Annotated in this window: 21 protein-coding genes; 8 read left to right on the forward strand and 13 right to left on the reverse strand. The window is 63.1% G+C overall.

Annotated features, from left to right (window positions below; all coding sequences use genetic code 11):
- Window positions 1-65 precede the first annotated feature (65 nt).
- The 7 genes from FJ972_RS01060 to FJ972_RS01090 form a co-directional block, all read right to left on the reverse strand.
- A complete protein-coding gene (locus FJ972_RS01060; protein WP_140523560.1) occupies window positions 66-512 on the reverse strand; it encodes a hypothetical protein in 447 nt (148 codons plus the stop codon).
- Window positions 513-526: 14 nt separating this feature from the next.
- A complete protein-coding gene (locus FJ972_RS01065) occupies window positions 527-1,969 on the reverse strand; it encodes a GMC oxidoreductase (protein WP_140523557.1) in 1,443 nt (480 codons plus the stop codon).
- 93 nt (window positions 1,970-2,062) lie between these two features.
- Window positions 2,063-3,394: a UDP-glucose dehydrogenase family protein gene (locus tag FJ972_RS01070; RefSeq protein WP_140523554.1), complete on the reverse strand. Its 1,332-nt coding sequence runs from the start codon at window positions 3,392-3,394 to the stop codon at window positions 2,063-2,065.
- Window positions 3,395-3,467: 73 nt separating this feature from the next.
- A complete protein-coding gene (locus FJ972_RS01075) occupies window positions 3,468-4,343 on the reverse strand; it encodes a family 16 glycosylhydrolase (protein ID WP_181173445.1) in 876 nt (291 codons plus the stop codon).
- Between the two features lie 136 nt (window positions 4,344-4,479).
- Window positions 4,480-4,881, reverse strand: a complete 402-nt coding sequence (locus FJ972_RS01080; RefSeq protein WP_140512927.1) for a hypothetical protein — start codon at window positions 4,879-4,881, stop codon at window positions 4,480-4,482.
- 223 nt (window positions 4,882-5,104) lie between these two features.
- Window positions 5,105-6,127: a glycosyltransferase family 2 protein gene (locus FJ972_RS01085; RefSeq protein WP_140523551.1), complete on the reverse strand. Its 1,023-nt coding sequence runs from the start codon at window positions 6,125-6,127 to the stop codon at window positions 5,105-5,107.
- Between the two features lie 70 nt (window positions 6,128-6,197).
- Window positions 6,198-7,325, reverse strand: coding sequence for a nucleotidyltransferase family protein (locus FJ972_RS01090; protein WP_140523548.1), 1,128 nt, complete (start codon window positions 7,323-7,325; stop codon window positions 6,198-6,200).
- A gap of 522 nt (window positions 7,326-7,847) precedes the next feature.
- Between FJ972_RS01090 and FJ972_RS01095 the strand changes: the two genes are divergently transcribed.
- The 6 genes from FJ972_RS01095 (at window position 7,848) to FJ972_RS01120 (ending at window position 13,689) form a co-directional block, all read left to right on the forward strand.
- The gene (locus tag FJ972_RS01095; protein WP_140497189.1) at window positions 7,848-8,000 is read left to right on the forward strand and encodes a lasso peptide; all 153 of its coding nucleotides are present in this window, start codon (window positions 7,848-7,850) and stop codon (window positions 7,998-8,000) included.
- Window positions 8,001-8,166: 166 nt separating this feature from the next.
- A complete protein-coding gene (locus tag FJ972_RS01100) occupies window positions 8,167-8,466 on the forward strand; it encodes a PqqD family protein (RefSeq protein ID WP_140497191.1) in 300 nt (99 codons plus the stop codon).
- Window positions 8,467-8,584: 118 nt separating this feature from the next.
- Window positions 8,585-8,959: a lasso peptide biosynthesis B2 protein gene (locus FJ972_RS01105; RefSeq protein ID WP_226880473.1), complete on the forward strand. Its 375-nt coding sequence runs from the start codon at window positions 8,585-8,587 to the stop codon at window positions 8,957-8,959.
- Between the two features lie 3 nt (window positions 8,960-8,962).
- Window positions 8,963-10,870 carry a lasso peptide isopeptide bond-forming cyclase gene (locus FJ972_RS01110; protein ID WP_140523543.1) on the forward strand — a complete coding sequence of 636 codons (1,908 nt, stop codon included), beginning with the start codon at window positions 8,963-8,965 and terminating at the stop codon, window positions 10,868-10,870.
- Window positions 10,867-11,838, forward strand: a complete 972-nt coding sequence (locus FJ972_RS01115) for a serine kinase (RefSeq protein ID WP_140523540.1) — start codon at window positions 10,867-10,869, stop codon at window positions 11,836-11,838. Before FJ972_RS01110 ends, FJ972_RS01115 begins: the two co-directional genes overlap by 4 nt.
- A 6-nt stretch (window positions 11,839-11,844) precedes the next feature.
- The gene (locus FJ972_RS01120; protein ID WP_140523537.1) at window positions 11,845-13,689 is read left to right on the forward strand and encodes an ABC transporter ATP-binding protein; all 1,845 of its coding nucleotides are present in this window, start codon (window positions 11,845-11,847) and stop codon (window positions 13,687-13,689) included.
- 17 nt (window positions 13,690-13,706) lie between these two features.
- On the opposite strand, the gene FJ972_RS01125 is transcribed toward FJ972_RS01120, so the two are convergent.
- Window positions 13,707-13,982: an exopolysaccharide production repressor exox gene (locus FJ972_RS01125; protein WP_140512914.1), complete on the reverse strand. Its 276-nt coding sequence runs from the start codon at window positions 13,980-13,982 to the stop codon at window positions 13,707-13,709.
- A 600-nt stretch (window positions 13,983-14,582) separates the two neighbouring features.
- Here FJ972_RS01125 and FJ972_RS01130 point away from each other — a divergent pair.
- Window positions 14,583-15,260, forward strand: coding sequence for a sugar transferase (locus FJ972_RS01130; RefSeq protein WP_140497203.1), 678 nt, complete (start codon window positions 14,583-14,585; stop codon window positions 15,258-15,260).
- A gap of 110 nt (window positions 15,261-15,370) precedes the next feature.
- Window positions 15,371-16,636, forward strand: coding sequence for a polysaccharide biosynthesis/export family protein (locus tag FJ972_RS01135; protein WP_181171603.1), 1,266 nt, complete (start codon window positions 15,371-15,373; stop codon window positions 16,634-16,636).
- 224 nt (window positions 16,637-16,860) lie between these two features.
- Here FJ972_RS01135 and FJ972_RS01140 read toward each other — a convergent pair whose 3' ends face one another.
- From FJ972_RS01140 to FJ972_RS01160, 5 genes are all read right to left on the reverse strand, one after another.
- Window positions 16,861-18,162, reverse strand: a complete 1,302-nt coding sequence (locus FJ972_RS01140; protein ID WP_140523534.1) for an O-antigen ligase family protein — start codon at window positions 18,160-18,162, stop codon at window positions 16,861-16,863.
- A gap of 254 nt (window positions 18,163-18,416) precedes the next feature.
- Window positions 18,417-19,244 carry an SDR family NAD(P)-dependent oxidoreductase gene (locus tag FJ972_RS01145; protein ID WP_140523531.1) on the reverse strand — a complete coding sequence of 276 codons (828 nt, stop codon included), beginning with the start codon at window positions 19,242-19,244 and terminating at the stop codon, window positions 18,417-18,419.
- Window positions 19,245-19,353: 109 nt separating this feature from the next.
- Window positions 19,354-19,869: an acetone carboxylase subunit gamma gene (locus FJ972_RS01150; protein WP_140512904.1), complete on the reverse strand. Its 516-nt coding sequence runs from the start codon at window positions 19,867-19,869 to the stop codon at window positions 19,354-19,356.
- 5 nt (window positions 19,870-19,874) lie between these two features.
- Window positions 19,875-22,070, reverse strand: coding sequence for a hydantoinase B/oxoprolinase family protein (locus FJ972_RS01155; RefSeq protein WP_140512902.1), 2,196 nt, complete (start codon window positions 22,068-22,070; stop codon window positions 19,875-19,877).
- A gap of 13 nt (window positions 22,071-22,083) precedes the next feature.
- Window positions 22,084-24,171: a hydantoinase/oxoprolinase family protein gene (locus FJ972_RS01160; RefSeq protein WP_246674136.1), complete on the reverse strand. Its 2,088-nt coding sequence runs from the start codon at window positions 24,169-24,171 to the stop codon at window positions 22,084-22,086.
- Window positions 24,172-24,257 lie beyond the last annotated feature (86 nt).

The following is a 24,257-nucleotide window of genomic DNA, read 5'->3' on the forward strand; positions in this document are numbered from 1 at the left end:
GGTCATGGCTCCTGGTTCTTTCGCGTTTCGTTCAATGTGGCCGGAGAGCTTGCTCCGGCACCGCCTCAGGCACTCTGTTGCTCGAGATTGGCGAACGGATTGGTGCATGGCTGCCATCCGGTGAACCGGATCGGATCGCCAGGCGAACTGCGCCAGGCGTAGTCGGTCAGCATGTGGAATTCGGCGATCAGCCAGCGGTCGAAATGTAGGAGGTCCTGCTTCTTCTGCTCCGGCAGCAGAGCGCGGGCTTTGCCCAGCCTTGTCTCCTCGAGCAAGGTGACGGCGTCGCTGAGTTTCTTGCTCGGGAATATCCATGGGTTCCTGTCGCGGAACGCCAGGACGAACTGCTGCAAATGCTCGATGCGCATGTTGAGCTTGCCGAAATATTTCTCGAGCGTGACGCGCACCAGGTCCTCATCCGAAAACGAGGACACTGCCGCGTAGGCAATGCCGGTCGATACCACCCCGCCCGCCATGACGGCCAGTGCGGAGCGTCGCGAGATCTCTGTCATCTGGTTTGCTCCTCTCACGCCATCCGGCTCGCCGCCCGCAGGGACAGCGCTGCCGCGGTCAGGCTCGGATTGGCGCATGAACAGCTCGGATATGTGCTGGTGCCGACCACGACCAGGTTCCTGAGCTGGTGATGAATCATGCCGCTGTCGACCACCGAATCGGCCGGGCCCGTTCCCATCCGGAGCGTACCCTGGACATGCGATTCGGTTGGCCGGATGCCGCGATCGAAAAGCTGTTCGACCGGCAGCGGGGCGAGCAGCCCGGGCAGTTTCTCCAGCGCCCGCGCCATGCCCTTGACCGCGTAGTCCGACGGCGCCTTGAAGCTGACGAAGGCGTTGTCGTCCTCGTCGAGCGTGACGAAATTCTCATGGTCGAGCAGGTTCTCGGTCACCACGACGAGCGGCAGCGCCTGGCGCAGCCGCCCTTTCTCGGCGCGCATGCCGTGTTGCCAGCGGTTCTCGAAATAGACCAGCGCCGCGGCGTGCTCGGACCGGTGCGGACCGTCATAGAGACCGAAATTCAAGCCGGTGGTGATGGTGCTGCCGTCGAAATTGTCGACACCGTCGAGATAGACCTCGAAATTCCAGCCATAGGATTCATGCAGGCCGCGGCCGACGAATTCGCCTCCCAGGCCGGAACGCAGCATGATCGCCGCGCTCTGGATGGCGTTGGCGCCGAGAACGAAGAGGTCGCCGCTGACCTGATATTCCTTGTCGGCGTGGACGAAAGTGACCGAGCGGACGGTCCCGCCGACATGGTCGAGCCGGCGCACTTCCGAACCGAGGCAGACCGACACGTCGGGATGTTCGAAGACATGCATCAGGCCGTTATTGGCGGTGAATTTGGCGTCGACCGGGCACAGCCAGCATCTGAGGTTGGCACAGCACGAGGTGCGCTGCGCGGTCGGCACGCGGGCGCGCGCGGTCGGCATGACGAAATGCTGGCCGGGCTGCGCCGCCTTCATGATCCGGTCGGGCGTCGACATGCGGTGCGGCGGCTGCGGAAAAGGCTTCGAACGCGGCAGCATCGCCGCCATGTCGGGATCGCCCGAGATCGACATGATGTCTTCGGCGTCGCAATAGAACGGTTCGACGTCGTCATAGCTGATCGGCCAGTCATTGCCGATGCCGTAGGTGCTTTTCAGCCTGAAATCGTTGGGATGGAACCTCGGCGTCTGCGCGAACCAGCAATTGGTGCCGCCGCCCAGCCCGATCGTGTAGTTCCAGGGCTTGTCGGAATTGGTCTTGTAGGTCGACTCGTCCTCGATGTCGGTGTTGACGTTCTGCTTGAGCTGCCATTCATGCGTGTTGTGGCGGCCCCATTCCAGGAGCAGGATGCGCGCCTTACGCCGCTTCGTGAATTCGTGCAGGAAGAAGGCCGAACCGAAACCGGAACCGATCGCGACAACGTCGAAGTGGTCCTTGGTGATCTGCTCCGGCTTTACGTCCAGCACCATCAGCCGCAACTCCTTTCCGGGTCTTGTGCGTTCGTCATGGCAAGCACACCGGCCGGCCGCGGCGATCCCACATTGGATTGCCCAAACCCGGTCTCATGCCGCCATCCTGCCGATCGAGTGATATTCGATGCCGTGGCGGGCGATGACCTTGGGATCATAGAGGTTGCGGCCGTCGAAGATGATCGGCGTGGTCAGCGCGTCCTTCAGCGCGTCGAAGGACGGCGCGCGAAAACTCTTCCACTCGGTGGCGATCAGCAGCGCATCGGCGCCGCGCAGCGCCGCTTCCTTGGTGCCGCACAGAAGCAGGTCGTCGCGCAGCCCGTAGATGGCCTGGCATTCCTGCATCGCCTCGGGATCATAGGCCTGCACGGTGGCGCCGACGTTCCAGAGTGCCTCCATCAGCGTGCGGGCGGGCGCCTCGCGCATGTCGTCGGTGTTGGGCTTGAAAGCCAGGCCCCAGAGCGCGAAGGTCTTGCCCTTGAGGTTGCCCTTGAAATAGCGGTTCACCTTGTCGAACAGCACGGATTTCTGCTCGTTGTTGCGCTCCTCGACGGCGCGCAGCAGCTTGGCGTCGAACTTGACGCCTTCGGCGGTCTTGATGAGGGCGCGCACGTCCTTGGGAAAGCAGGAACCGCCATAGCCGAGGCCTGGATAGATGAAGTGGTAGCCGATGCGCGGATCGCTGCCGATGCCCTTGCGCACCTCCTCGATGTCGGCGCCAAGCTGTTCGGCAAGGTTCGCCATTTCGTTCATGAAGCTGATCTTGGTGGCGAGCATGCAATTGGCCGCGTATTTGGTGAATTCGGCGCTGCGCACATCCATCACGATCATCTTCTCGTGGTTGCGGTTGAAGGGGGCGTAGAGCTCGCGCATCACCGCCTCGGTGGCCTCGCTCGACGTGCCAACGATGATGCGGTCCGGCCTCATGCAATCGGCGACGGCGGACCCTTCCTTGAGGAATTCCGGATTGGAAGCGACGTCGAAGGTCAGGTCCTCGCGGCCTCTTTTCTTCAGCGTTTCGGCGATCCTGGCCTTGATCTTCTCGCAGGTGCCGACCGGCACGGTCGACTTGCCGACGACGATCTTGGGCGCATCCATTTCCCGGCCGATCGCCTCGGCGACCGCCAGCACATATTTGAGATCGGCCGAGCCATCCTCGCCGGGAGGCGTGCCGACCGCGATCATCTGGATTTCACCATGCCTGACGGCGGCGGCCGCGTCGGTGGTGAACTTGATGCGGCCGGCGGCATGGTTCTCCTTCACGATGCTTTCCAGGCCCGGCTCGAAAATCGGGACGAGACCTTGATTGAGCCGCTCGACCTTGTTCGCGTCGATGTCGACGCAGACGACCTGGTGGCCCACTTCGGCAAGCACAGCAGCCTGCACGAGACCGACATAGCCGATACCAAACACCGTCAAATTCATTCTGTTTTGTTCCTGTCCAGGGCAGCGGACCGTGTTCGGCCCGGCCGGTTCAAATCGACTTTTCCAATAGGTTCTATTTTACGCTGCATGCCAGCGATTCCGGAAACTGGCAGGGTTCGCCCTGCGCGGTGAAGGCGACGCGCTCGATCTGCAGCGAAAGCTTGCGTCCGGGATCGGCGAATGCGCCCAACCATCCGGTCATCGTATCGCTGCCCCAGAGGCTGAAGAAGATCTTCTGAGCATGGCTGGGCAGCTTTGCCGGATCGGTGATGGTGTTCACCAGTTGGCCGTTGACGTACCAGCGCAAACTGTCCTTCTGCCAGACGAAGGCGTAGTCGTTGAAGGCCTTTTCCGTGCCGCCCGGCACGTCGACCAGCTTCTCGTTCTTGCCCTTGCCGGCGATGTAGGCATTGACCTGCACCTTGGACGTGTCCTTGGTCAGGATCTCGAAGTCGATCTCGTCCCAGGGCTGCTTGTCCGACGGGCCGATATAGGAGAAGAAAGCCGCGTTGAGGCCGGGACCGGTGTCGGTCTTCATGCGCGCCTCGTAGGTGCCGTAGCCGAATCGCTGCTTGGTCTGGATTTCGCCGCAAGCGTAGTCGCGGTCCTTCGTCTTCTGCTTCTCGAACCCCAGCGACAGCACGCCGTCCGCCAGGCTGACCTGCCCCTTCGCCCAGGTGCAATTCTGATGGCCGCCATTCGTCCAGCCATCGGAGACATACCAGCGCTGGCGGTTGAAGCTGGTGAAATCATCGACGAATGAGGGCGCCGACTTCAGATCCTGCGACCAGGATGGCGCCGGCCCGGCGAACAGGCCAGCGAGAGCGGCCAGCGCGACCAGGGCAGCCCTGCGTCTGGTGGAACCGCCCGGGCGGGCTTGCCTGGCCTGGCGCGTTGACGATATGCCGCGAACTGCGACGGTGAACGTGGTTCTCGGATCCGCATTCATACGAAACTCAACCTTTGCGCTGTGCATCCCCAACCCAAAGTAGCCATTCGAGCCGTTGCCAAACGGCGCTTTCTTTCTCTCGTCAGCCCCTCCCCAAGCTGCCTTCTCGCCTCGCGCCAAATCCACCCTTCAGCTTTCACCCTCTGCCGGCGCCTGCCGGTTTGGCGAGCCCCTCGCTGGCCGTCATATCGGACGACCCGTCCTCATCGAAAACCATATCCAGCGAATGACGAAGCTCCCGGACCATGCCGTTCTGGCGTGACAACGCCGCGATGCGGCGCTCGCAATTCAGAATCGAGGTCGTCAATTCATCGACCTCGGCGGAGCGGCGCGCAGACGCCGAGCCGTTCTCCATGGCCTCGACCAAAAAGGCGGCGTTGGTGGCCGTCGCCTTGTAGCGATTCTCCAGCCCGTTTCGCTCCGCCTCGATCTCGGCCGCGATCTGCTCGAACAGCTTCGCCAGGCGGTCGAGGCGCGAAATGTCGGTCTGGCGGTCGCGGGCCGGATTCCTTGATCTGAAGCCGAATATCGAGGCCATGCGTTCAAAGTCCTATGGTGGTCCGGCCGTCGGCCGGACCCCTTACCGGTTCAATATCGGGCAGTCCGATCGGAGGCCAGCTCATTGGCCATCCTAATTGCTGCACCGCAACATAGACTGCCATCCCCGGGCCGCGTAGGCAACCACCCAATTCGTAAACTCATAAATCCGCCGGAAATGGTTTGCGCGACGGGCTGGCAAGAGCGCGGCCGGATACCCGCATTCAAGGCTGCTTGCCCGTGCTGGTGCCGGCCATGAGAAAACGCATTGGCGGCACATGTTGACGACGGGAGGCGAACCCGACGCGGCGAAACAGCGCCTCGAGCTTGTCGGACGCCACGCCCTGGACGATGGGAACCAGGTTGGATTGGCTTGCGAAGGCATAGGCCGCGGCTGACGCCAGGCCCCGCTCGGCCTTGACGTCGAGGAAATTGCGCAACCGGTATTTGTCGCGCACGTGGCGCTCGTGGCGGCGTAGCACCGCTTTGGAGCCCTCAGGCAGGCTGTCGATCGCCAGCAGCGCCAGGTCGGCGTCGGCCAGACGCTTCAGGTCCTGCGTCTTGTGGCGGCCGCTCAGCGAATCGGCCCGCACGATGGCGCCGTAACCGCAGGAGCGGATGACCTTGAAGCGCGCGCCGCTGGCGACCGCGCGCGCGTAGAGCTCGTAATCCTCGCCCAGACGCAAGCTCTCGTCATAGCGCAAGCCGTGCCTGTCGAGAAAAGCGCGGCTGATCACCGGCTTGAGGAAACCGAGTTCGCCTCTGCGCACGTTGCGCCTGGAGATGTTGCCTTCGACGAAGCGCTCAAGGTCGAGGAATTCCGGCTCGGCCGCGAACTGCGGTGCGACGATCTGGGTGACATCGCTCAAGGCGTCGTCCCTGATGAGCATGATGTTGTCGGCCGCGAAATCCCAGTCCGCGCCGGCAAAGAGGTTATGAAACCTGCCCGCGAGAAAGAAGTCGTCGGCGTCAAGAATGGCGATGAACGGCGATTGCGAGGCCGCGATAGCGGCGTTGCGGGCGAAGGAGGGGCCGCGATTGACGTCGAGCCGGATCACCGCGAGCCGGCCGCTGCCGTCATCGGCGGCGCGGGCGACTTGGGCCGTGTCATCGCTGGAGGCGTCGTCGACGACGACGACTTCCGCCACTTCCGGTTCGCGTAGCGCGGACGCGATGGCGACCGCGATTGTTCGCGCCGCGTTTCGGGCCGCGATGATCACGCAGACCTTTGATTCCGTCATCGACATGAATTTGCCTCTTGCACAGGTTCCATTCTGCCCTCGCCCTGTACGTGTCCGATGCCCGACGGGCTTCCCGTCACGGGCTGCCCTGCCGTTCGAAGATGCGGCGGCTGATGTCGGCCGATGCCGCCCAGCCGGCTTCCGCCAGATAGCGGACCGGCGCACGACCGCACAACTCCCACAACACGGTGCGCCGCTGCGGCCAGCGCAAGGATGACAGCCATGGCGCGATGACCATGTTGAGCAGGTCCTCATTGCCGATGCGCGACAGCATCCGCGCGGCGCGCTGCGACAGGAGCGTGTCGGCGCCGCCGAGGAGCACGTCGGCGGCGCGCAGGCCAAGCAGCAGCGTGTCGTCCAGCCCCTGCGCCGCGGCGGCATCGAGCAGGCGCTGCTGCTCGGCTTCGTCCAGGCGGTCGGCGCTGGCGCGCACGTCGCAGACGTAACCGGCGCAGGGTTCCCGGTTGAAAAGCGCCTTGGCGACGCTGATGCAGGACAACAGCAGAGTGTCGGCCGCCGATGTGAACGGCACCTCGACGCCGGTGATCTCGACCTGCCGTTTGCGCCGCAGGAAGCCATCCGCGTCGCGCGGGCTGGGCGAGCCGGGTTGCTGGAGCCGATAATGCAGATCGACAGTGGATTGCGTCGGCCCGTCGCCGCGGATCATGTGCTGTTCGCCGAGGAAACGGACCCACCAGACCGAGCGCGACTTGCCGGCGATCTCGTAGCCGATCGAGCGGAGCGCCTCGCGCGCCCTGAAAAACCCGGCCGGCGCCACCAATATGTCGACATCGCCCGAAGGCTTCATGAAATGATCGTCGTAAAGCAGATGCTGCTGGAAGGGACCTTTCAGGAAAACGAAATCGATCTGCCTGTCGCGCAGCGCCGCCTGGATCGCCATCGAATCCATGATGCAGGACGCGTTCATCGAAACGGTCTTCCGGCGGTAGGCGTCGAGCCATTGGGAGAACTGAGCCGGCGGCCCGTTCGCGGGTGCGCTCGACAGCACCTTGAGGATAAAGGTCGCGACCTTGTTCAACCTGGCTATGTCGGTGACATTGGCCACGGAGAGGCCGGAGGCATCGCCGGGCGCGGCGCCGGATCGCGCCGCGAAGAACAGCCGCAGACAGGCCTGCACATAGGCGATCTCGCTGGCGCAATCGGCGGCGCGCAGTCGCTCATATGAACGTTCGGTCAGGGCCATCGGGCGCACGGTTCTCCAGAAGCGATCGGCGCGACGCCTATGCTGCAGGTGCGAAGCAAAGCATCGCCAAAAACTTTTGCGCCGTCCAGTTTTTCCTTTTGCAGCGCAAAAATCCGGCCCCGACGTTTATCGAAACCGGCTCGGGCGAACGATGAGGAGAACTGCTGGACCCCAGGGGACGAGTGGCCTTTTCGGCGTTCCGTAGCAAACCTACCGGGAGACCCGGTGCTAGGGCATTATTGTCGCCATGCCTTGAAGTGACAGGGCTTATAAAGTTTATATATGCAAATCAATTTCTTATGCTGACCTAGTGCATTAGGCCCATATGCAGGGATCTCGAGGTGATGAAGGCCAAAGCTTGAGATCGTTACTCACGACTGTGTCTGCGCGCGCAGTCCATAATTGATTAATGCGTGGCAAATCAGGCTTGACTCATAAATGCTGCCATGCAGCTATTGCATCGCAGCATGAAAGTGCCGCCGGCAATCGACAGGCCGTTTCCAGTCCTTGATGGAGTGTAAAATGGAACAGAATGTTGAAAAGCAGGAGTACGAAACGCCCAGCCTGACGGTTCATGGTTCGATTGAAACCATCACTCAGGGCGGTGGCGGCAACACGGCGCTCGACGCAGCATTTCCTGCGCACACGCCGATTGGCGACCTGACGTTCTCCTGAACCTGTCCTGATTCTGGAGGGACACGTTGGGCCTCTGGAATCCAAGAACCATAAAGGGAGTCGGGGTGAAAATCCCGGCCTCTCTTCATTGCCTGACCCGGCTTTTCTTCATCGCCAGAATTGTCGACACGCATTGCGGACAGTGTGTAGCAAACGAGGTTTTCGGATGAACTGGAACCCATCTGACCACGATCGCGTAAGTGCGACCAAGGAAGCGGTTGCCTGCGAATTCGGCAATGGCCTGGCGCTTCTCAACCTGAAATCCAACATCTACTACAGCCTCAACGGGGTAGGCACGTTCATCTGGGAGCTGATTCAGGAGCCGAAACCAATTGCCGAAATCCGCCGGGCCGTGCTCGCGCGCTATGATGTCGACGCCGAGCGCTGCAGGGCCGATGTCGACGCGCTGTTGAAAGGTCTGGCCGATAGCGGACTTGCGAGGCTGCATCATGAGGAACCTGTCTAGGCAGGTTCCGCAAAAGCGGGTCACGGTTTTGCGGCAAGAACCTGCGACGGAGAAAAGTCCCGACCAGACGAAGCACCGGCGGCGTCGGCTTCGAGCTCTCTCCCTGAGTGGCCCGGAAATGCTGTTCCTCTGCCGCTGCCTGCTGGTGGTCGCGGCCGTTCGCCTGGGGCTGACCCTGTTCTCCTACAACCGCCTTCGCGGCATCGTCACCCGGCTGGAGGCGCGTGAATGCGCCAGCACGGGAGAGCTGCGCCGTGTCGCCTGGGGCGTTGCCGCCGTGGCCCGCCTGGTGCCGCGCGCAAGCTGCCTCACCCAGGCGCTCGCCGGCCAGTACATTCTCGCCCGCCAGGGCAACGCCTCGAAGATCCGCATCGGCATCGAGCGCGACACCGGCCGGCAGCTGAAGGCGCATGCCTGGCTGATCAGCGGCAACCATGTCGTCCTTGGCGGCTCGATAGACAGGTTTGTCCCTCTCGTCGACTATGGTCAATGACCGATGAGCGGCGTGGCCGGTATCCTGCACGGGCACGAGGCGCCGGAGTCCGCAGCCGATATCCAGCGCATGCTGGCCCGCATGCGTCATCGCGCCCGCGACGGCAGTTCGTGGTGGACCGACAAGGCTGTCGCGCTCGGCCACGCCTGGCTCAACACGACCGATGAAGCCGGCCCCGGCCCGCTGACGATGGCGGGCGGCAAACTGGCCGTCACCGCGGATTGCCGCCTGGACAATCGCGACGAGCTGACGGCTCGGCTCGGCGTCCGCGACGCATCGGTTGCCGACGCCGTGCTCCTGATGTGGGCCTATCTGCGCTGGGGCGAAGCCTGTCCCGTGCACCTGCAAGGCGACTTCGCCTTCGCCATCTGGGATGCCGAGCGGCAGGTGCTGTTTTGCGCGCGCGATCATTTCGGCGTCAAACCGTTCTACTATCACGCGGACGGGCAGCGCTTTGTCTTTGCCTCCGAAATCGGCCCGATCCTTGGCGTCACCAGCGCCGGCGCCCGCCTCAGCGAACATCAGATCTCGGGTTTCCTGGCCGGGCTGCCAGACGATCCGCAAGCGACGCCTTACACCGATATTTTCCGCCTGCCGGCGCGCCACAGCCTCACTGTGACGGGGCAGCGCGTGACGCTGCAGCGATACTGGCAGATCGAGCCGTCGTCGCGGCCTATGGGGCCGGACGCCGCCGAGGAATTCGCCCACCTCTTCTCGCAGTCCGTGCGCAACCGCATGCGCGGAAGCGCGGCGGTCGGGGCCATGCTGAGCGGCGGCCTGGACTCCTCTTCGATCGCCTGCGTGGCGGGCCGGCAAAACCTGTCCGAGGGAAAGCCGAGGCTGCCCACCTTTTCGCTGGTTTTCGAACGCGGCTCGGCGATGGACGAAACCCCCTTCATAGACGCGGTGCTGGAACAAGGGCGCGTCGACGGCACGCTGATCCCGGTCGGCAACTACGCGCCGTTCGCGGAATTCGAACGGGTGCTGGAAGAGCAGGAAGGAACGTTCCTGGCGCCGGGCCTTACGCTCACCCGGGAGGTATACAGGACGGCGGGCGCCAAAGGCGTCAAGGTGCTTCTCGACGGCCATGGCGGGGACGAAGTCGTATCGCAGGGGCACGGCCATCTGCACGAGCTTGCCAATGCAGGCAAGTGGCTGGAGCTGTGGCGCGAGATCCGCAGCGCTTCCAACACCTATGGCGACGGCATGCTCGGCATGTATTTCCAGTTCCTGACCATCTACGGGCCTGCCTGGCGCGTGGCCAGGCTCAGGCACGCCGCGAACCGGCTCCTGCACAGGCTGCGAAAGCCGGCCCAGGGCGGAAGCTGGCGCGACCTGATCAATGCCGATCTTGCCGGCCGCACCGAGCTCATCGAGCGGGTTCACCGAGCCGGCTACAAGCCGCCCGACGTCAGCGCCAGCGAGGCGCTGACCCACCGCTGGATTCTTTCCAACGGCTATGTGCCGCATGCTTTCGAAGTCCTCGACAAGGCGGCCGCCAATTTCGGCGTCGAACCTCGTTATCCCTTCTGGGACAAGCCGCTGGTCGAGTTCTGCCTGGCATTGCCGGGCGAGGAGAAGCTCAGCCGCGGTTTTGGCCGCTACGTGCTGCGCCGCGCCATGCAAGACGTGCTGCCGGCGGCGGTCCAGTGGCGGCGCGACAAGATCGATTTCACCGGCAATCTCGTCAACGGCATGCTGCGCAACCACCGCGACCTCCTGGAACAGGTGCTCGGCCCGGACGCCGGCCGCATCGAGCCCTATATCAACCTGCCGGCCGTGAAGGCTGCCTATGCCCGGCTGCTCAGTCGGCCCGACCGGCCGGCGCCGCTCGACGTCCAGTATGTCTGGCGCTCGGCGTCGCTGTCGCTGTGGCTGCGGCAGGTGCAGCGTGCCGGGAGTGCCGCATGACGCCGTTGAACGAGCCGCTGGCCCTCCGCCCGCGCGCGCAAGGCTGGCCGCGCGGACAGCGCCGTTTTTATGGAGCCTACGGCCTGACCATCGCTTCCGAGGTGACATTGCCAGAACTGGAGCCGGCCGAACCCGCAGCGGCGGATATCGTGATCAGTGTCGGCGCGATCGATATGCCGAAGCCTTCGCCCGAGGCCGCGACCATTTTCCGCTTCGAACCGGATCGGCAATATCTGGCATGGCACGCCGTCGGCGCGTTCCTGATCAGCGACGCCTGCCGCATCGAGGTCGAGCCGGCGCCCGGCATCGACGATGCGCTGATCGCGTTCCCGCTGCTGGGACCGGTGATGGCGCTCATCCTGCACCAGCGCGGCCTGCTCGTGCTGCATGCCAGCGCCGTCGCGATTGCCGGCAAAAGCGCCATCTTCATGGGCGACAAGGGCGCCGGAAAATCGACGACGGCAAGCGCCATGATCCGTGCCGGACACGAACTGCTTACCGATGACGTCGTGGCGCTCGATCTCAGCCATCCGGACGAGCCGATGATCGTGCCGGGTTTTCCCCAGATCAAGCTGGCGGCCGACGCCGCTGCCGCGATTTCGCTCGAAGGGGCACAAGTGCGGCCGCAGGTGCATCCGGCTATCAACAAGGCCCAGCACCGATTGCACGGGGCGTTCTCGCGCGACAGGGTTCCGGCGACCCGCATCTATATTCTCGAGCGCGGCCAAAAGACTGAGATCTCGCCCATGCCTGGCATCGCCGCTTTGCCGGCCGTGATCAGATTTTCATATGTCACGCGCTTCGGCCGCGCCGCCCTGGTCGGCGATTTCGCGGCGGCGCATCTCGGGCATTGCGCGCGGCTCGCCGATCGCGTCGGCGTGTGCAGGCTCGAAGTGCCGACGGGCCTCGACAGAATCGGCGAGGTCGTGAGCCTCGTCGAGCATGACTTGATGGCAGGACAGGGGTAGCAGGAGATGTCGAAATCATCGCTCCTTCGCCCGTCATTGTTTCGGGAAATCGCCGGGTTCGGCGCCGTTATCGCCCAGATAGGCGGGCGGCGGACCTGGACGGCACTGCTCTTCCTGATCATGGGCAGCCTGACCGAAGGCATCTCCATCCTGTTGCTGGTTCCGCTGTTGCAGCTGGTCGGACGCTCCGGCCAGGATTTCGCGATCAGGCTGCCCGACAATGATTTCATGCGCTGGCTGGTGCCGGACGGCACGCTGAAGCTGACCACGATGCTGTGCATGCTGGTGGCGCTGGTCGCGCTGCAGGCCGCCTTCAACCGCTTCAAGTCGGTCTACATGGCCAGGCTTCTCTTCGATTTCATCAACCGCCTGCGCATGAACCTGTTCGAAAGCATCGGCAAGGCACGGTGGGGCGTCTTCACGCGCATGCGCGGCTCCGACCTCGACCATGCGCTGACCGGGGACATAGACCGCGTCCAGGGCGCGGCCTTCTCGCTGCTGATGCTGGTGCAGATCGCCGTGCTTCTGGCCGGCTATCTCGTGATCTCCATGTTCATTTCGCCGGTCATGACGCTGTTCGCCGTGGTCATTGGCATCCTGATGTTCCTCGCGCTGCGGCCATTCCGGTCGCGGGCGACCGCCTTTGGCCAGGTCCTGACCACCAACCGGCAGGATCAATACCGGACGGTCTCGGAATTCCTCGGCGGCATCAAGGTGGCCAAGAGCCTGAACATCGAGGCGACCTATTTCGCGCAGTTGCAGGCGACACTCGAAAGGATGAAGGCCGACAACATCGCCTATGTGCGCAACAGCTCGACCGGCACCGCCCTGTTCCAGGTGGCGAGCGTGATCGGCTTGAGCCTGTTCATCTATGTGGCGCTGGTTCGCTTCGACCTCTCACTGGCCGAGATCGTGGTGCTGCTGCTGGTCTTCATGCGCATCGCGCCGCGCTTCATGGACATGCAGACGCAAGCGCAGCAGGTCCTGATCAACCTGCCCGCCTATGCCGCGATGCGCAGCCTGCAGATGCGTTTCGACGCCGAGCGGGAACCTGGCCATGCCGGGATCCAGGACGCTCGAAAGCTGTCGCTCGATTTCGGACTGAATGTTCGCGGCGTCTCCTTCGCCTACGAGGACGGCGCCGCCAAGACGGTGGTGAGCGACATCACCTTCGGCCTTCCGGCCGGCAAGGTCACCGCCCTTATCGGCCCTTCGGGATCAGGCAAGAGCACGATCGCCGACATGCTGCTCGGCCTGCTCGAGCCGACAGCCGGCACGATCCTCGTCGATGGCGTCGAGATCGACGCCGCCAATCGCCGGGGCTGGCGCGACCAGGTCGCCTACGTGCCGCAGGACGTGTTTCTCCTGCACGACACGATCGCGGCGAACCTACGCCTGGCCGCACAGCAAGCAAGCGACGATGAACTGTGGGCCGCATTGCGATCGGCCCATGCGGCCGAATTCGTCGAACGGCTCGACCTCAAGCTGGAAACGGTGGTCGGCGACCGCGGCGTGCGGTTGTCGGGCGGCGAACGCCAGCGGATCGCGCTGGCGCGCGCCTTGCTGCGCAAGCCGTCACTGCTCATCCTGGATGAGGCGACCAGCGCGCTCGACTGGCAAAACCAGGCACTGATCGCGCAATCGATCGACGGGCTGAGCGGCTCGATGACGATCCTGACCATCGCGCACCGGCCATCGATGATCGCGTTCGCCGACTGGGTGGTCGCGATGGAAAACGGCCGTGTCGTCGAGGTCGGGCAATATCGGCGGCTGAAGGCGAAAGCAGGAAGCCGGTTGTCCCGGATGCTTTCGGGCGAACAATCTGAGTCCGAACCCGCCGACGTGGCCTGAGGCCAGCCTGGTCTGGGTCAGTGAAGGCTTCGCCCGGCGCCGCCCAGCTTTTCACCCTCGGCCACCTCGGCCGAACTCAGCTTTCTTTCGGCCTCGCGTGTCCTGTCGGCCGGCGTCGGCGCGCTTTTGACGATCATGGCATAGACGAGCACGAAGTAGCCCGCCTGGATGACCACGGCACAAATGATGACGCGCAGCAGCGTCGTGCCTATTGAAGCGCCGCCCAGCCATGACCAGCCAACGACGATCGCAAGAGCGAAAATCATCCCAACGATGAATTTTGGAAGCGACATACCCAACAGCCCACAAACCGGCCCGGGTATATTCCAATCGTTGCCCCACCCGAGCGTCGTCCCTTGTCATGCGGGCTTGTTAAGTCGCCCGCTCCCGGCCGGTTGCTTCCGGCCTTTCAACCTGTCGCCACTTTGACAGGTATAATTTGCAATTCTATTAAGGCGAGCAAAAGGCCGCAAGGGCAACTGCATTTATTTTTAGGTGAGCTTTTGCGCTCGACTCGCTCATGCTGCAACGCACACGACGGGATTACGCGCAACTTCGGCTCTTTGGTGTTTTTCAGTAGAATCTACAATATTGAATAGTATTTTATATGAATACCACCGAATATCGTGCCGCTCTAAAGCACCAACGAGCTCCATTCAAGGGCATAAAGAACGCCCCGCCTAGAAGTTGCCCCAAAAGCGCCTCTATTTTTCCGGCTATGCCCATTTATTGTCATAAATGTGCTAAATATTCCGAAATTTGTGCAGGGCGCGCTTATTATTTAGTCAATTCATGACGTGACTATTTCAAAGGTGCGGGAAATTGTGTGTTGCGCTGCAACATTTTTTTGATATCGTGCCGTAAACCATCCGGTCAACGCATGGAGTTTTGGCATGAGGGATGTTGCCAAGTCGGCCACAGCGGAGTTTTCGCAGGCTGGCGTCGATTTTCCACCGCCGATCGGCGGCCTTATCAAGCGCAGTTTCGATATTGCCGGTTCACTGGCCGCCCTGATCGCTCTCAGCCCGCTGTTCGTGATGATAGCGCTGCTCGTCAAATTCTCCGATGGCGGATCGATTTTTTACGGTCACCGGCGAATCGGGCGTGGCGGACGGGTTTTCCCTTGTCTCAAGTTCCGCACCATGGTGCCGGACGGCGAAAGGGTGCTGGCCGCCTATCTGGCGGCCAATCCGGAAGCCAAGGCGGAATGGATAGCCACCCGCAAGCTGAAGAACGATCCGCGCGTCACCCGGGTCGGCGCGGTCCTGAGGAAACTCAGTCTCGATGAGTTGCCGCAGGTCATCAACATCCTTCAGGGCGACATGAGCCTTGTCGGACCTCGCCCGGTCGTGCGCGACGAACTGGAGATCTATGGCAGCGCCGCTGTGTATTACCTGAAGTCCCGCCCCGGCCTGACCGGCCTGTGGCAGGTCAGCGGCCGCAACGACGTCTCCTATGACAGCCGAGTCGCGTTCGATCGCCACTATGTCGAGAATTGGTCACTTTTTGAGGATATTCGCATCATCATCAAGACAGTTCCGGCTGTCTGGATGTCGCGCGGCTGCTACTGAGCGGTCGCGAACCGGATCGCACGCGGGGGATCTCTCCCGGCAGGCATCGGGCGCAGGCTCATCGGGCTGGTGGGGCCAAAGCGGATCGGAACATTCAGTTGAAGATAGACATGTTCGAAGTTTTTTGCAGCGGCCCGCATTCGAGCCGCTCGCGGCGTTTGCGGCTCGTAGCCAGTTGCCTGGCCCTGTCGCTCGCCCTGCCTCGGATCGCCATTGCCGACGAGTACCATCTCGGATCGCAAGACAAGCTCACCATCCGTATCGCGGAGTGGCAGACCGTCGAAGGCACGTTCCGCGACTGGTCGGCGGTGAATGGCGTATACACGGTCGGGCCGGCCGGAATGCTGTCGGTGCCTTTCGTCGGCGAGCTGCCGGCATCCGGCAAGACAACGGCCGAAGTCGCGGCGGCGATCGGCGAGGCGCTGCAGCACAAGCTCGCTTTGTCGGACCGGCCCGAGGCATCGGTCGAAATGGCGCAGTTCCGGCCGTTCTATATTTCGGGTGAGGTGCAGAACCCCGGCCAATTCCCCTATGTGCCCGATCTTACGGTGTTGAAGGCGGTCAGCATCGCCGGCGGCATCCGGCGAAGCGCCGACTACGGCCCGCAGCTCGGCAAGGACCTGGTCACCGCCAAAGGCAATTTCGATATATATGACGATCAGCGCGTTCGACTGATCGTCAAGCGCGCGCGCATCGATGCCGACCTTGCGGGCAAGTCGAGCTTCGACGTGCCGAAGGAGGTCGAGGGCGATCCGAGACTGCAGGCCATCGTCGCGGACGAGATGACGATCCTCACGGCTGACCAGAAGGCGCTGAAGCTGAAGCTCGAGGCGCTCAGCGATCTGAAAGGGGTTCTGCAGGCCGAGATCGAATCGCTGCAGAAGAAGATCGTCAACCAGCAGAAGCAGGTCGACCTGGCGCAGCAGCAACTCACCAGCATCGGTCCGCTGGCCCAGAAAGGCCTGGTCGCCAACGCAAGACTGCTGGATTCGCAACAGTCCGTCACCGACCTTCAGGGCAAGATCCTGGACTACGAAACGGCCATCCTCACCGCCAAGCAAGCGATCAGCAAGGCAACGCAGGATGCCATCGATGCCCAGAACACGCTGAGCTCGAGCCTCGCCGCCGACCGGCAGCAGACCGAAGCCGACCTGAACGAGGCCGCGCTGAGGGTCAACATGCAGAAAGGATTGATGGCCCAGGCCACCGATCCCGCCACCGTGGCCGCCAGCGCAACCAACGAAGAGCCCACCCTGATCTATTCACTGCTGCGCGCTGCCGAGGGCAAGACGAGCGAGATTGCGGTCAAGGAAGACACCCCCGTGTTGCCGGGCGATGTGATCAAGGTCAAGCTGGCGCCAATGCCCAGCCAGTAAGTGGTCGAACGGCCGAGATAAGAGCAGCTCACCGTTCACGAAAACGGTGAGTTGCTCTATCCCTTTGTTTTTGCGCAATTCCGGACGGAAAGCGCTGCGCGCGTTTCCCGGGGAAGCCGTACACACTTTCCTGAAATTGCTGGAGCGGGGCGGCGTTTGAGGGAATCGCCAGCCGCTCTATCGCCTTGCTTTGACGCAATCCCAAACGGGAAACCGATCGGTATTCATCGAGCGGCGTCCGTGCCAGGCTCGGGGCCGCTCCAGCCTCTGGCGGCATTTGCCTCTTCGATCCTTGCCGCAGACAGGCGAGGACGGGCAACGGGCAGTCGCGCCAGCTTGAAGAAGCTGAAATACATCAGGAAGGAACCCATGATGTAGGGGTTGAGGATCTCGACCTCGACGAAGGAGCGGATCAGGAGCAGCACCATGACGCCGGCCAGAACGACCGAATCCGCCCGCCATGTTCCGAACGCGACCGCCGAGACATGGCCGTAGAGCGTGCGCAGGATGACCAGCGAAACCAGCGTCGCCCCGACGAAGCCGAGTTCGACAAGGGCTTCGATGTAGGTATTGTGGAAGTGGAAGCCGGTGCGGGTGGTGATGTAGAACTCGTTCCACAGGCGCTCGGCCTCGGCAAAACCCTGGACCCAGTATGCGGCATAGCCGACGCCGAGCATGGGCGACCTCTGCGCGGCGTTCCAGCCCTGCTCCCACAGATAGGTGCGTCCGGTGAGCGTCGAATCCTTGCCGAACAGGCCGAGGACGAAGTCCATGAGGCCGAGGTTCAGCGCCACAAGGATTGTGACGACCAGCATGCCGGCGCCGATCAGGAAGATCACCCGGCGATAGCGTCGCGACAGCACCTTGCTCATGGCAAGCAGCATCACCAGCGCCAGCACCGCCGGTGTCGAGGCCATCGAGGTGGCCGAATGCGAGATGACCAGCAGATAGGCCGACAAAAGCACCACCGGCACCGTCAGGAACAGGCTTAGCCGGCCGTGCCTGAGGAAGGCGATGAAGACGACGCTGAAATAGATACCGAGCGAGGCGACGAAGCCGATCTGGTTCTTGGAGGCGAAGGCGCCGACGAAATTATAAGTGCCGTCGAGGACGTCCTCGGAATAGGCCCCGACCTTGAGAGAGTAGAGCAGGACGACGAATATGCCGACCAGGGCGCCTATTGTCAGGGTCCGCACACTGACGGCTCGCGCCGCGACATAGGCGCAGGCGATGTGGGAGAAGTACTGGACGGCCGTTCTCGCGGTGATGCCGGGAGCATCCGACCAGAAGACGGAGAAGCATACATAGGCCGCGAACGACAATGGCAGCCAGGCGCTGGACAGATGCCGCAGGAACCGCCTGTAGTCGACCATGATGAGGGGCAGCCACACCGCATAATAGGCCAGGATCAGCACCTGGCCGAATATGACGGAGTAGGAGAATGCCCAGACCGAGACGGCAACGGCAAAACTGCCGTAGACCGAGTTCCTCTCGGGATCGACCAGCAAGGACTTTGGAATCTTCATCTCAGGTTCTCGCCGAGCCTACCCCGGACCGCCGCGTAGCCGGCAGGCATCTCCGTAAGAAGGGTGCAATCGACGGCATCTCCATTGTGCAGTGCAATATAACCTATCGCGCCGCGCGCTCAATGGCAAATGCGGTCACCTTGTCTTACAGCCAGGCGAGCGCCGAGAGATCAGGTCCGGGACACGCCCGGACGGGATCGGACTTCTCTTTCCATTGCCGGCCTCTCCATCGACGCCGCAACCAGCCGTGCGCGCTACCAAAGTGCTCCGCCGGTGACCTGTATGTTTTCCATGGTGATGCCCTTGGCCATATCCGAGCAGAGGAACACGGCCAGCGCCGCGATCTCCTGCGGCTGGAGGATGCGCTGCTGCGGGTTGCCCCTGGCGATCTCGGCCATCGCGTCCTCGGCCGTGCGGCCCTTGCCCTCGCGCTCGACGACCTGCGCCACGTTGCGGCGCATCAGTTCGGTCTCGACCCAGGTCGGGCTGATCATGACGCAGGTGACGCCATGCGCCGCCCCTTCGAGCGCCACGCAACGGGTGAGGCCGAGGAGACCGGCCTTGGAGGCGCAGTAAGCGGGATTGTCCTTCCAGCCGACCGAGGCGGCGGTCGAGCCGATGTTGACGATGCGGCCCCAGCCGCGCTCGATCATGCCGGGCAGCACAGCGCGGGTGGCGCGGAAGGCGCCGGTGAGATTGGTGTCGACGATCTTGTCCCACAGCGCGTCGGAATGGCCGCAGACCGGCTGCTCGGCCGTGGTGCCGGCGGCGTTGACCAGGATGTCGACAGGACCCACCGCCGCCTCGGCGTCGGCCGCGAAACGGTTCGTGACGTCGGTGTCGCGCACGTCAAGATGGGCGGTGTAAATCCTCGTTCCATGCGCGCCGAGAGCCGAACGCACGCGCTCTATCTCGTCAGCGCCGGGATAGTAGGCGGCGTCGGATCTCTCCACGCCGCCAGGTGCGACATAGGAACCGACGGCGACATTGGCGCCGGCCTGCGCCAATGCCGTGGCAATCGCCAGGCCCATTCCGGAGAAGCCACCGGTGACGATTGCGCCGCGGCCGGAAAGGTTTGTCATCGGGCATGGCCTCCGCGCGGCACGGGACGGTCCATCAGTCCCGAGAGTATCTGAACTTCATAGGCCAACATAACCTTCGGAGCCGGTGACGAAACTTGTGTCCTTGCCATCAGCTTTCCTTGTCCATCGGCTCCAGCGGCTCCAGCGGCTTGCCCAGCCAATCGCGGTAGAAACCTTCCAGGTCGGGTTCGAAATCATGGACGATGGGATAACCCGGCGCCGCGGCCTCGACCTCGTGCAGCGTGCCGCATTGCGGACAGATGAACTCGCGGATTTCCATCCATTCGGGATCCGGCAGGTCGCTGTTGGGATAGATCTCGCGCAGCGCCTCCTCGCTGTCGCGCACGATGATCGAAGCCTTCAGCTTCCAGTTCTTGCGGTAGTCGCCGAAGGAATGGCCGCATTCGCAACGGGTTACCCGCTCATCGCCGCTCTGGCAGATGAAGAGGTGGTCGCCAACAGGGAGCAGTATCGGATCGCTCCAGCCGACACGGTCCTGCAAAACCGCGACATATTTGAAGAACCGGTCGTCGTCCTTGTAGGCGCTCATGACGCGGCGCGTCTGCGGCCAAGGCAGGGTGCCCGCGACCAGATCGGCGATGACTTCCTTGCTGTATGAGGTCATGGTCCCTACTCCACGCCGAAGGTCGATTTGGCGTCGACATCCCAGAAGGTTGAAAAATCCCTGGTGAAGCGCGGCGAGAGCTTGATGGCGCTGGCATACATCTTCTTCACCTCGGGCGCGAAATCGACCGCCTTCACCCGCTCGCGCTCCTTGGCCATCCACTCCGAGACCGGCCTGGCCCGAGCGAGCCGGCGCGACCGCATCTCGGCGCGGTGGCGCTTGGTGGCTTCGAGATTGGCGACGGGATAGCCGTCCTCGTCCTCGTCAAGCACGATCCCGAAGACATTTTCGGCAGCTTCCCTGGTGAGATAGCCGTTCTCGACGTCCGATGCTGTCTTGAGCGGGTCGCGCTCCAGCACGTCGCCATAGCCGCCCCCGCCATTGTAGGAATGGGTGAACACGTCGCCGGTTTTGTGGGGTGCGGTGATATAGGGCCCTTCCATCGTCACGTGCTGGCCTTCGAGCCGGACCTCGAGTTCGGAACGATAAGGATTGGTGCCGGTATGGTGCGCCAGCGGCGCGCCCTTTTGTGCAAGCTCGAAGATGTTGCTGTCGCGCACCGCACGGTGTTTTTGGCAGGTCGGCGCCGGATAGCCGCCGCAGAGCCCGCCATTGTCGAAGACGCGCGAGGAGTGTTCCGAGGTGACCAGCCGGAGATGGTCGGTCTTGCTGACCAGCCAGGTCGACAGGAAGGCGCAGCCGCCGCGATATTTGCCGGCGCCCCCGGAATTGGCAACGATTGAACGGCCGATATAGACCATCGGCATGTTCTGTTCCCAGATCTCGATGTTGCCCATGTCGGATTCAGGATTCCAGCCGACATAGGCGGTGTCCAGCCCATCCTTGATGGCAAGCGCGCCGGAACCGGCGGCCGCGCATTCGAAATGCGCCATGCCGAACAGCGTGCCGTACTGGCTGGTTCCCCCCATCTCGATCATCGGGCTGTTGACCTGGCCGACGAAGGCCTCCTCGACGAAGCCGCGGGCGATGAATGATCTCGACAGGAGCCGCTGGAAGACGCCATAAGCCGGCAAGAGCAGCGCCCAGGACGTGGCGGTGGCCACCATCTCATTGTCGGGATTGGTCCAGGTGCCATGCGGCAGCTTCAGCTCCGTCGCCATCCAGGCGCCGTCATTGACCAGGCCTTCGAAATTCATGTGCTGGGTCAGCGTCACGAACATGCCGCCATCCATGCCGGCCGGCGTGCAGTTCATGGAATGGTAGCCCCAGGGCTGCGTGCCCTCGAAATCCATGATGATCTTGCCGCCCGTGGTGATCTCCATTTCGATCGGAATGTTGTAGAGCCAGTCGGGGTCGCCGAGCGGCTGGTAGCCCGGCTTGCCCTTGGTGACGTGACCGTAAAAAGTATGCCCCCGATAGATGCCGGGAACGGTCAGTTGCCGCGTGCGGGCGAGTTGCGCGCGGCGGCCCTCCTCGATGAATTCCTTCGACACCTTCATCCAGTAGTCGAGGCCGATCTCGTCGATCAGCGCCTTGACGCTTTCGCGCATGTCGATGCAGGAGGCGACCTTGGCCTTCTCGTCCAGCACCCAGTAGATGGGCATGCGCAGATTGCGCTCGCAGCGGATCACGTAGTCGCGCCGCAGTTCGTCGTTCTGGCCGACTTTTTCGGCGCAGACGAACAGGCCTTCGGTGAAGCGCTCCTGTGCCAGCGCCACGTCGCCGCCCGGCGTGATGCCGCCGGCCTCAAGTTCGTGGCAGACCGCGCCCGCCCAGCCGACGAGTTTGCCCGTGTGGAAGATCGGCACCACGTCCATCACGTCGGGCACCTGCACGGTGCCGATGAAGGCGTCGTTGTTGGCGAAGATGTCGCCGTCGACGATGCGGGGATTTTCCTCGTAGCCTTGTCTGATCATCCATTTGATGAAGCGGCTCATCGTGTGCACATGCACCATGATGCCGTTGGAGAGCGCGATCGCGTCGCCCTCGGGCGTGTAGATGGCGACGACCATCTCGCCGACTTCGCGCACGCCGGGCGAAGCCGAGATGCGACGCGCCATCTCGCGCGCCGAGACGCAGTAGGCGCGCAGCTTGGTGTGCAGCGTCTCGAACTTCAGCGGATCCTGGTTGCGCAGTTCGAGATCGGTGATGCCGTCATAGCAGCCGGTCTCGTCCATGAGCCGTTCGGATTCGATCAGCCGCTCACGGAGGCGCAGGGCGGAGGCGGGTTTGTCCAGCATGGCGTTCGCCCTCTCAAGCGTGGGAGTAGTGGAGCAGCGTCCATTCGTCGACGAAGACACGGTCCCGCGGATGGACGACGAGGGTGGTGGCGGGGTGTTCGATGATGGCCGGGCCGGTCACCTCATGCCCCGGCAGCAGAAGATCCATCTCGTAGAGATCGGCCTTGTGCCAGCGGCCGCCAATATAGGCCTCGCGCACGCCCTTGTGCGCGGATGCGGGGTTTGAGGGGCCGAGCGGCCGCTTGAGCAGCACGGGCTTGACCTTGTCGGCGGTGGCGATCAGGCCGAGCTCGGTGATCGAGAAGCCGGCTTCGCCATAACGCGAGACGCGATGGTTGACCTTGGCGTAGACCGCCTCGAACTCGTCGATGACCTTGCACATGTCGCCGGCCGAATTGATCGCCGAGAGCGGCGCCATCACCTCGACGTCCTCGAGCTGGCCGGTATAGCGCATCATCAGGAACGGCACCGTCCTGATCTTGTCCAGCGCATGGCCGTCGGCCACCATCTCGTCGACCGCGGCCTTGGTGAGATCGTCCCAGACCGCGGTCACTCTGGTACCGAAAACCAGCAGCTCGGCCTCGCTTGCGCGCGCGCCGATGTCGATCTGCGTGGATACCGAATGCCGGCGCATGAAATCCGCCGTGGTGCAGCCGAACGCGGAGAAGGCGGCCGCGAACTGGAAGGTGATGATATCCTTGAAGCCGATGCCCCTGGAGCAGCCGGCCAGATGCAACGGCCCCGAGCCGCCATAGGAAAGCAATGTGAACTCCGAAGGATGGATCCCCTGGCCGGAGATGACGCGGCGCAGCGCGTTGTTGGCGTCTGCTTCCAGCATGTCGATCATGCCTTCGGCGGCTTCATCCACGCCGACGCCGAGCAGACGGGAGCACTTTTCCTCGAAGGCCTTGCGCGCCTTCTCGACCTGCAGCACGACCTTGCCGCCGAGGAAATAATGCGGGTTCAGCCGGCCGAGGATGGCGTCGCAATCGGCGATGGTCGGCTCGGTGCCGCCCCTGGCGAAGCAGATCGGGCCGGGATCGGCACCGGCGCTTTCCGGCCCGAGCGAAACTTTCTTCGTCAGCGGATCGACTTTGAGGATCATGCCGGCGCCGGCGCCGATCGTGTCGAGATGCAGCGTCGGCACATTGAGCTTGAACCGGTCCATCAGCGGCTCGTTCTCGATCCGGGTCTGGCCGCGCGTGATGACGCCCATGTCGAAGGAGGTGCCGCCCATGTCCGAGCAGATCAAGGAATCATTGCCGATCAGCTTGCCGACATAGGCCGCGCCCAAAATGCCGCCGATCGGGCCGGAGATCATGGTTTCGTGCAGGCGCGGATGGTTGATCGAGGTGAGGCCGCCGAAGGAGAGCAGCGTCTGGACGCCATATCTGAAGCCGTATTTCTTCGAGACGTCCTCGATCCCCTTGAGCTGCTTGCGGCCGCGCGAGGTGGCGTAGGCCTCGATCAGCACCGAGTTCAGCCGCGACTGCTCGCGGATGACCGGGCGCACCTCATAGCTGCTGTAGACGAGGATGTCGGCTCCGGCGGCGGCGATCTCCTCGCGGCAGATCTCGGCGATGCGCTTCTCATGCACTGGATTGACATGCGAGAAGATCGTCATGATGCAGACCGCCTCGACCTTGTCGGCGATCAGCTTTTTCGCCGCGGCACGGACCTCATGCTCATAGAGCGGCAGGATGATGTCGCCGAACTGGTCGATGCGCTCGGTGACGCCGTGAGTGCGGCGGCGCGGCACCAGCGGATCGGGATGATGATGCGTCACAGCGTGCAGCCGGTCGGCATAGGAATAGTCAGCCCAGGCCTGCAGGCCGCGACCCATCAGGATCATGTCCTCAAGGCCCTTGGTGGTGATCAGGCCGAGTTTCCTGCCGGTGCGCGACAGCAGCGTGTTGAGCATGCCGGTGCCGGAATAGAGCACCACATTGACGCCCGAAAACAGGGCCTCGAGCGAGATGCCCCAGGCGTCCGCCGCGTCCTCGGCCGAGGCGAGGAACCCCTCGGCCTCGTTCTTCGGCGTCGTTGCCGACTTGCCGATCTTGAAGCGGCCGTCCTGATCGACAAGGATGGTGTCGGTCATGGTGCCGCCGGCGTCGATGCCGATGACGATGGGATTGGTAGAGATATGGTCCACGGGTCGCCTTCCCTTGCCGAGCATGACCACAG

It is taken from the genome of Mesorhizobium sp. B2-1-1, assembly GCF_006442975.2.
Taxonomy (GTDB): domain Bacteria; phylum Pseudomonadota; class Alphaproteobacteria; order Rhizobiales; family Rhizobiaceae; genus Mesorhizobium.

Coding starts and splice junctions, on each gene's coding strand:
- FJ972_RS01060 (WP_140523560.1), bottom strand. CDS start 512: ATGACAGAGATCTCGCGACGCTCCGCACTGGCCGTCATGGCGGGCGGG.
- FJ972_RS01065 (WP_140523557.1), bottom strand. CDS start 1,969: ATGGTGCTGGACGTAAAGCCGGAGCAGATCACCAAGGACCACTTCGAC.
- FJ972_RS01070 (WP_140523554.1), bottom strand. CDS start 3,394: ATGAATTTGACGGTGTTTGGTATCGGCTATGTCGGTCTCGTGCAGGCT.
- FJ972_RS01075 (WP_181173445.1), bottom strand. CDS start 4,343: ATGAATGCGGATCCGAGAACCACGTTCACCGTCGCAGTTCGCGGCATA.
- FJ972_RS01080 (WP_140512927.1), bottom strand. CDS start 4,881: ATGGCCTCGATATTCGGCTTCAGATCAAGGAATCCGGCCCGCGACCGC.
- FJ972_RS01085 (WP_140523551.1), bottom strand. CDS start 6,127: ATGTCGATGACGGAATCAAAGGTCTGCGTGATCATCGCGGCCCGAAAC.
- FJ972_RS01090 (WP_140523548.1), bottom strand. CDS start 7,325: ATGGCCCTGACCGAACGTTCATATGAGCGACTGCGCGCCGCCGATTGC.
- FJ972_RS01095 (WP_140497189.1), top strand. CDS start 7,848: ATGGAACAGAATGTTGAAAAGCAGGAGTACGAAACGCCCAGCCTGACG.
- FJ972_RS01100 (WP_140497191.1), top strand. CDS start 8,167: ATGAACTGGAACCCATCTGACCACGATCGCGTAAGTGCGACCAAGGAA.
- FJ972_RS01105 (WP_226880473.1), top strand. CDS start 8,585: ATGCTGTTCCTCTGCCGCTGCCTGCTGGTGGTCGCGGCCGTTCGCCTG.
- FJ972_RS01110 (WP_140523543.1), top strand. CDS start 8,963: ATGAGCGGCGTGGCCGGTATCCTGCACGGGCACGAGGCGCCGGAGTCC.
- FJ972_RS01115 (WP_140523540.1), top strand. CDS start 10,867: ATGACGCCGTTGAACGAGCCGCTGGCCCTCCGCCCGCGCGCGCAAGGC.
- FJ972_RS01120 (WP_140523537.1), top strand. CDS start 11,845: ATGTCGAAATCATCGCTCCTTCGCCCGTCATTGTTTCGGGAAATCGCC.
- FJ972_RS01125 (WP_140512914.1), bottom strand. CDS start 13,982: ATGTCGCTTCCAAAATTCATCGTTGGGATGATTTTCGCTCTTGCGATC.
- FJ972_RS01130 (WP_140497203.1), top strand. CDS start 14,583: ATGAGGGATGTTGCCAAGTCGGCCACAGCGGAGTTTTCGCAGGCTGGC.
- FJ972_RS01135 (WP_181171603.1), top strand. CDS start 15,371: ATGTTCGAAGTTTTTTGCAGCGGCCCGCATTCGAGCCGCTCGCGGCGT.
- FJ972_RS01140 (WP_140523534.1), bottom strand. CDS start 18,162: ATGAAGATTCCAAAGTCCTTGCTGGTCGATCCCGAGAGGAACTCGGTC.
- FJ972_RS01145 (WP_140523531.1), bottom strand. CDS start 19,244: ATGACAAACCTTTCCGGCCGCGGCGCAATCGTCACCGGTGGCTTCTCC.
- FJ972_RS01150 (WP_140512904.1), bottom strand. CDS start 19,869: ATGACCTCATACAGCAAGGAAGTCATCGCCGATCTGGTCGCGGGCACC.
- FJ972_RS01155 (WP_140512902.1), bottom strand. CDS start 22,070: ATGCTGGACAAACCCGCCTCCGCCCTGCGCCTCCGTGAGCGGCTGATC.
- FJ972_RS01160 (WP_246674136.1), bottom strand. CDS start 24,171: ATGACCGACACCATCCTTGTCGATCAGGACGGCCGCTTCAAGATCGGC.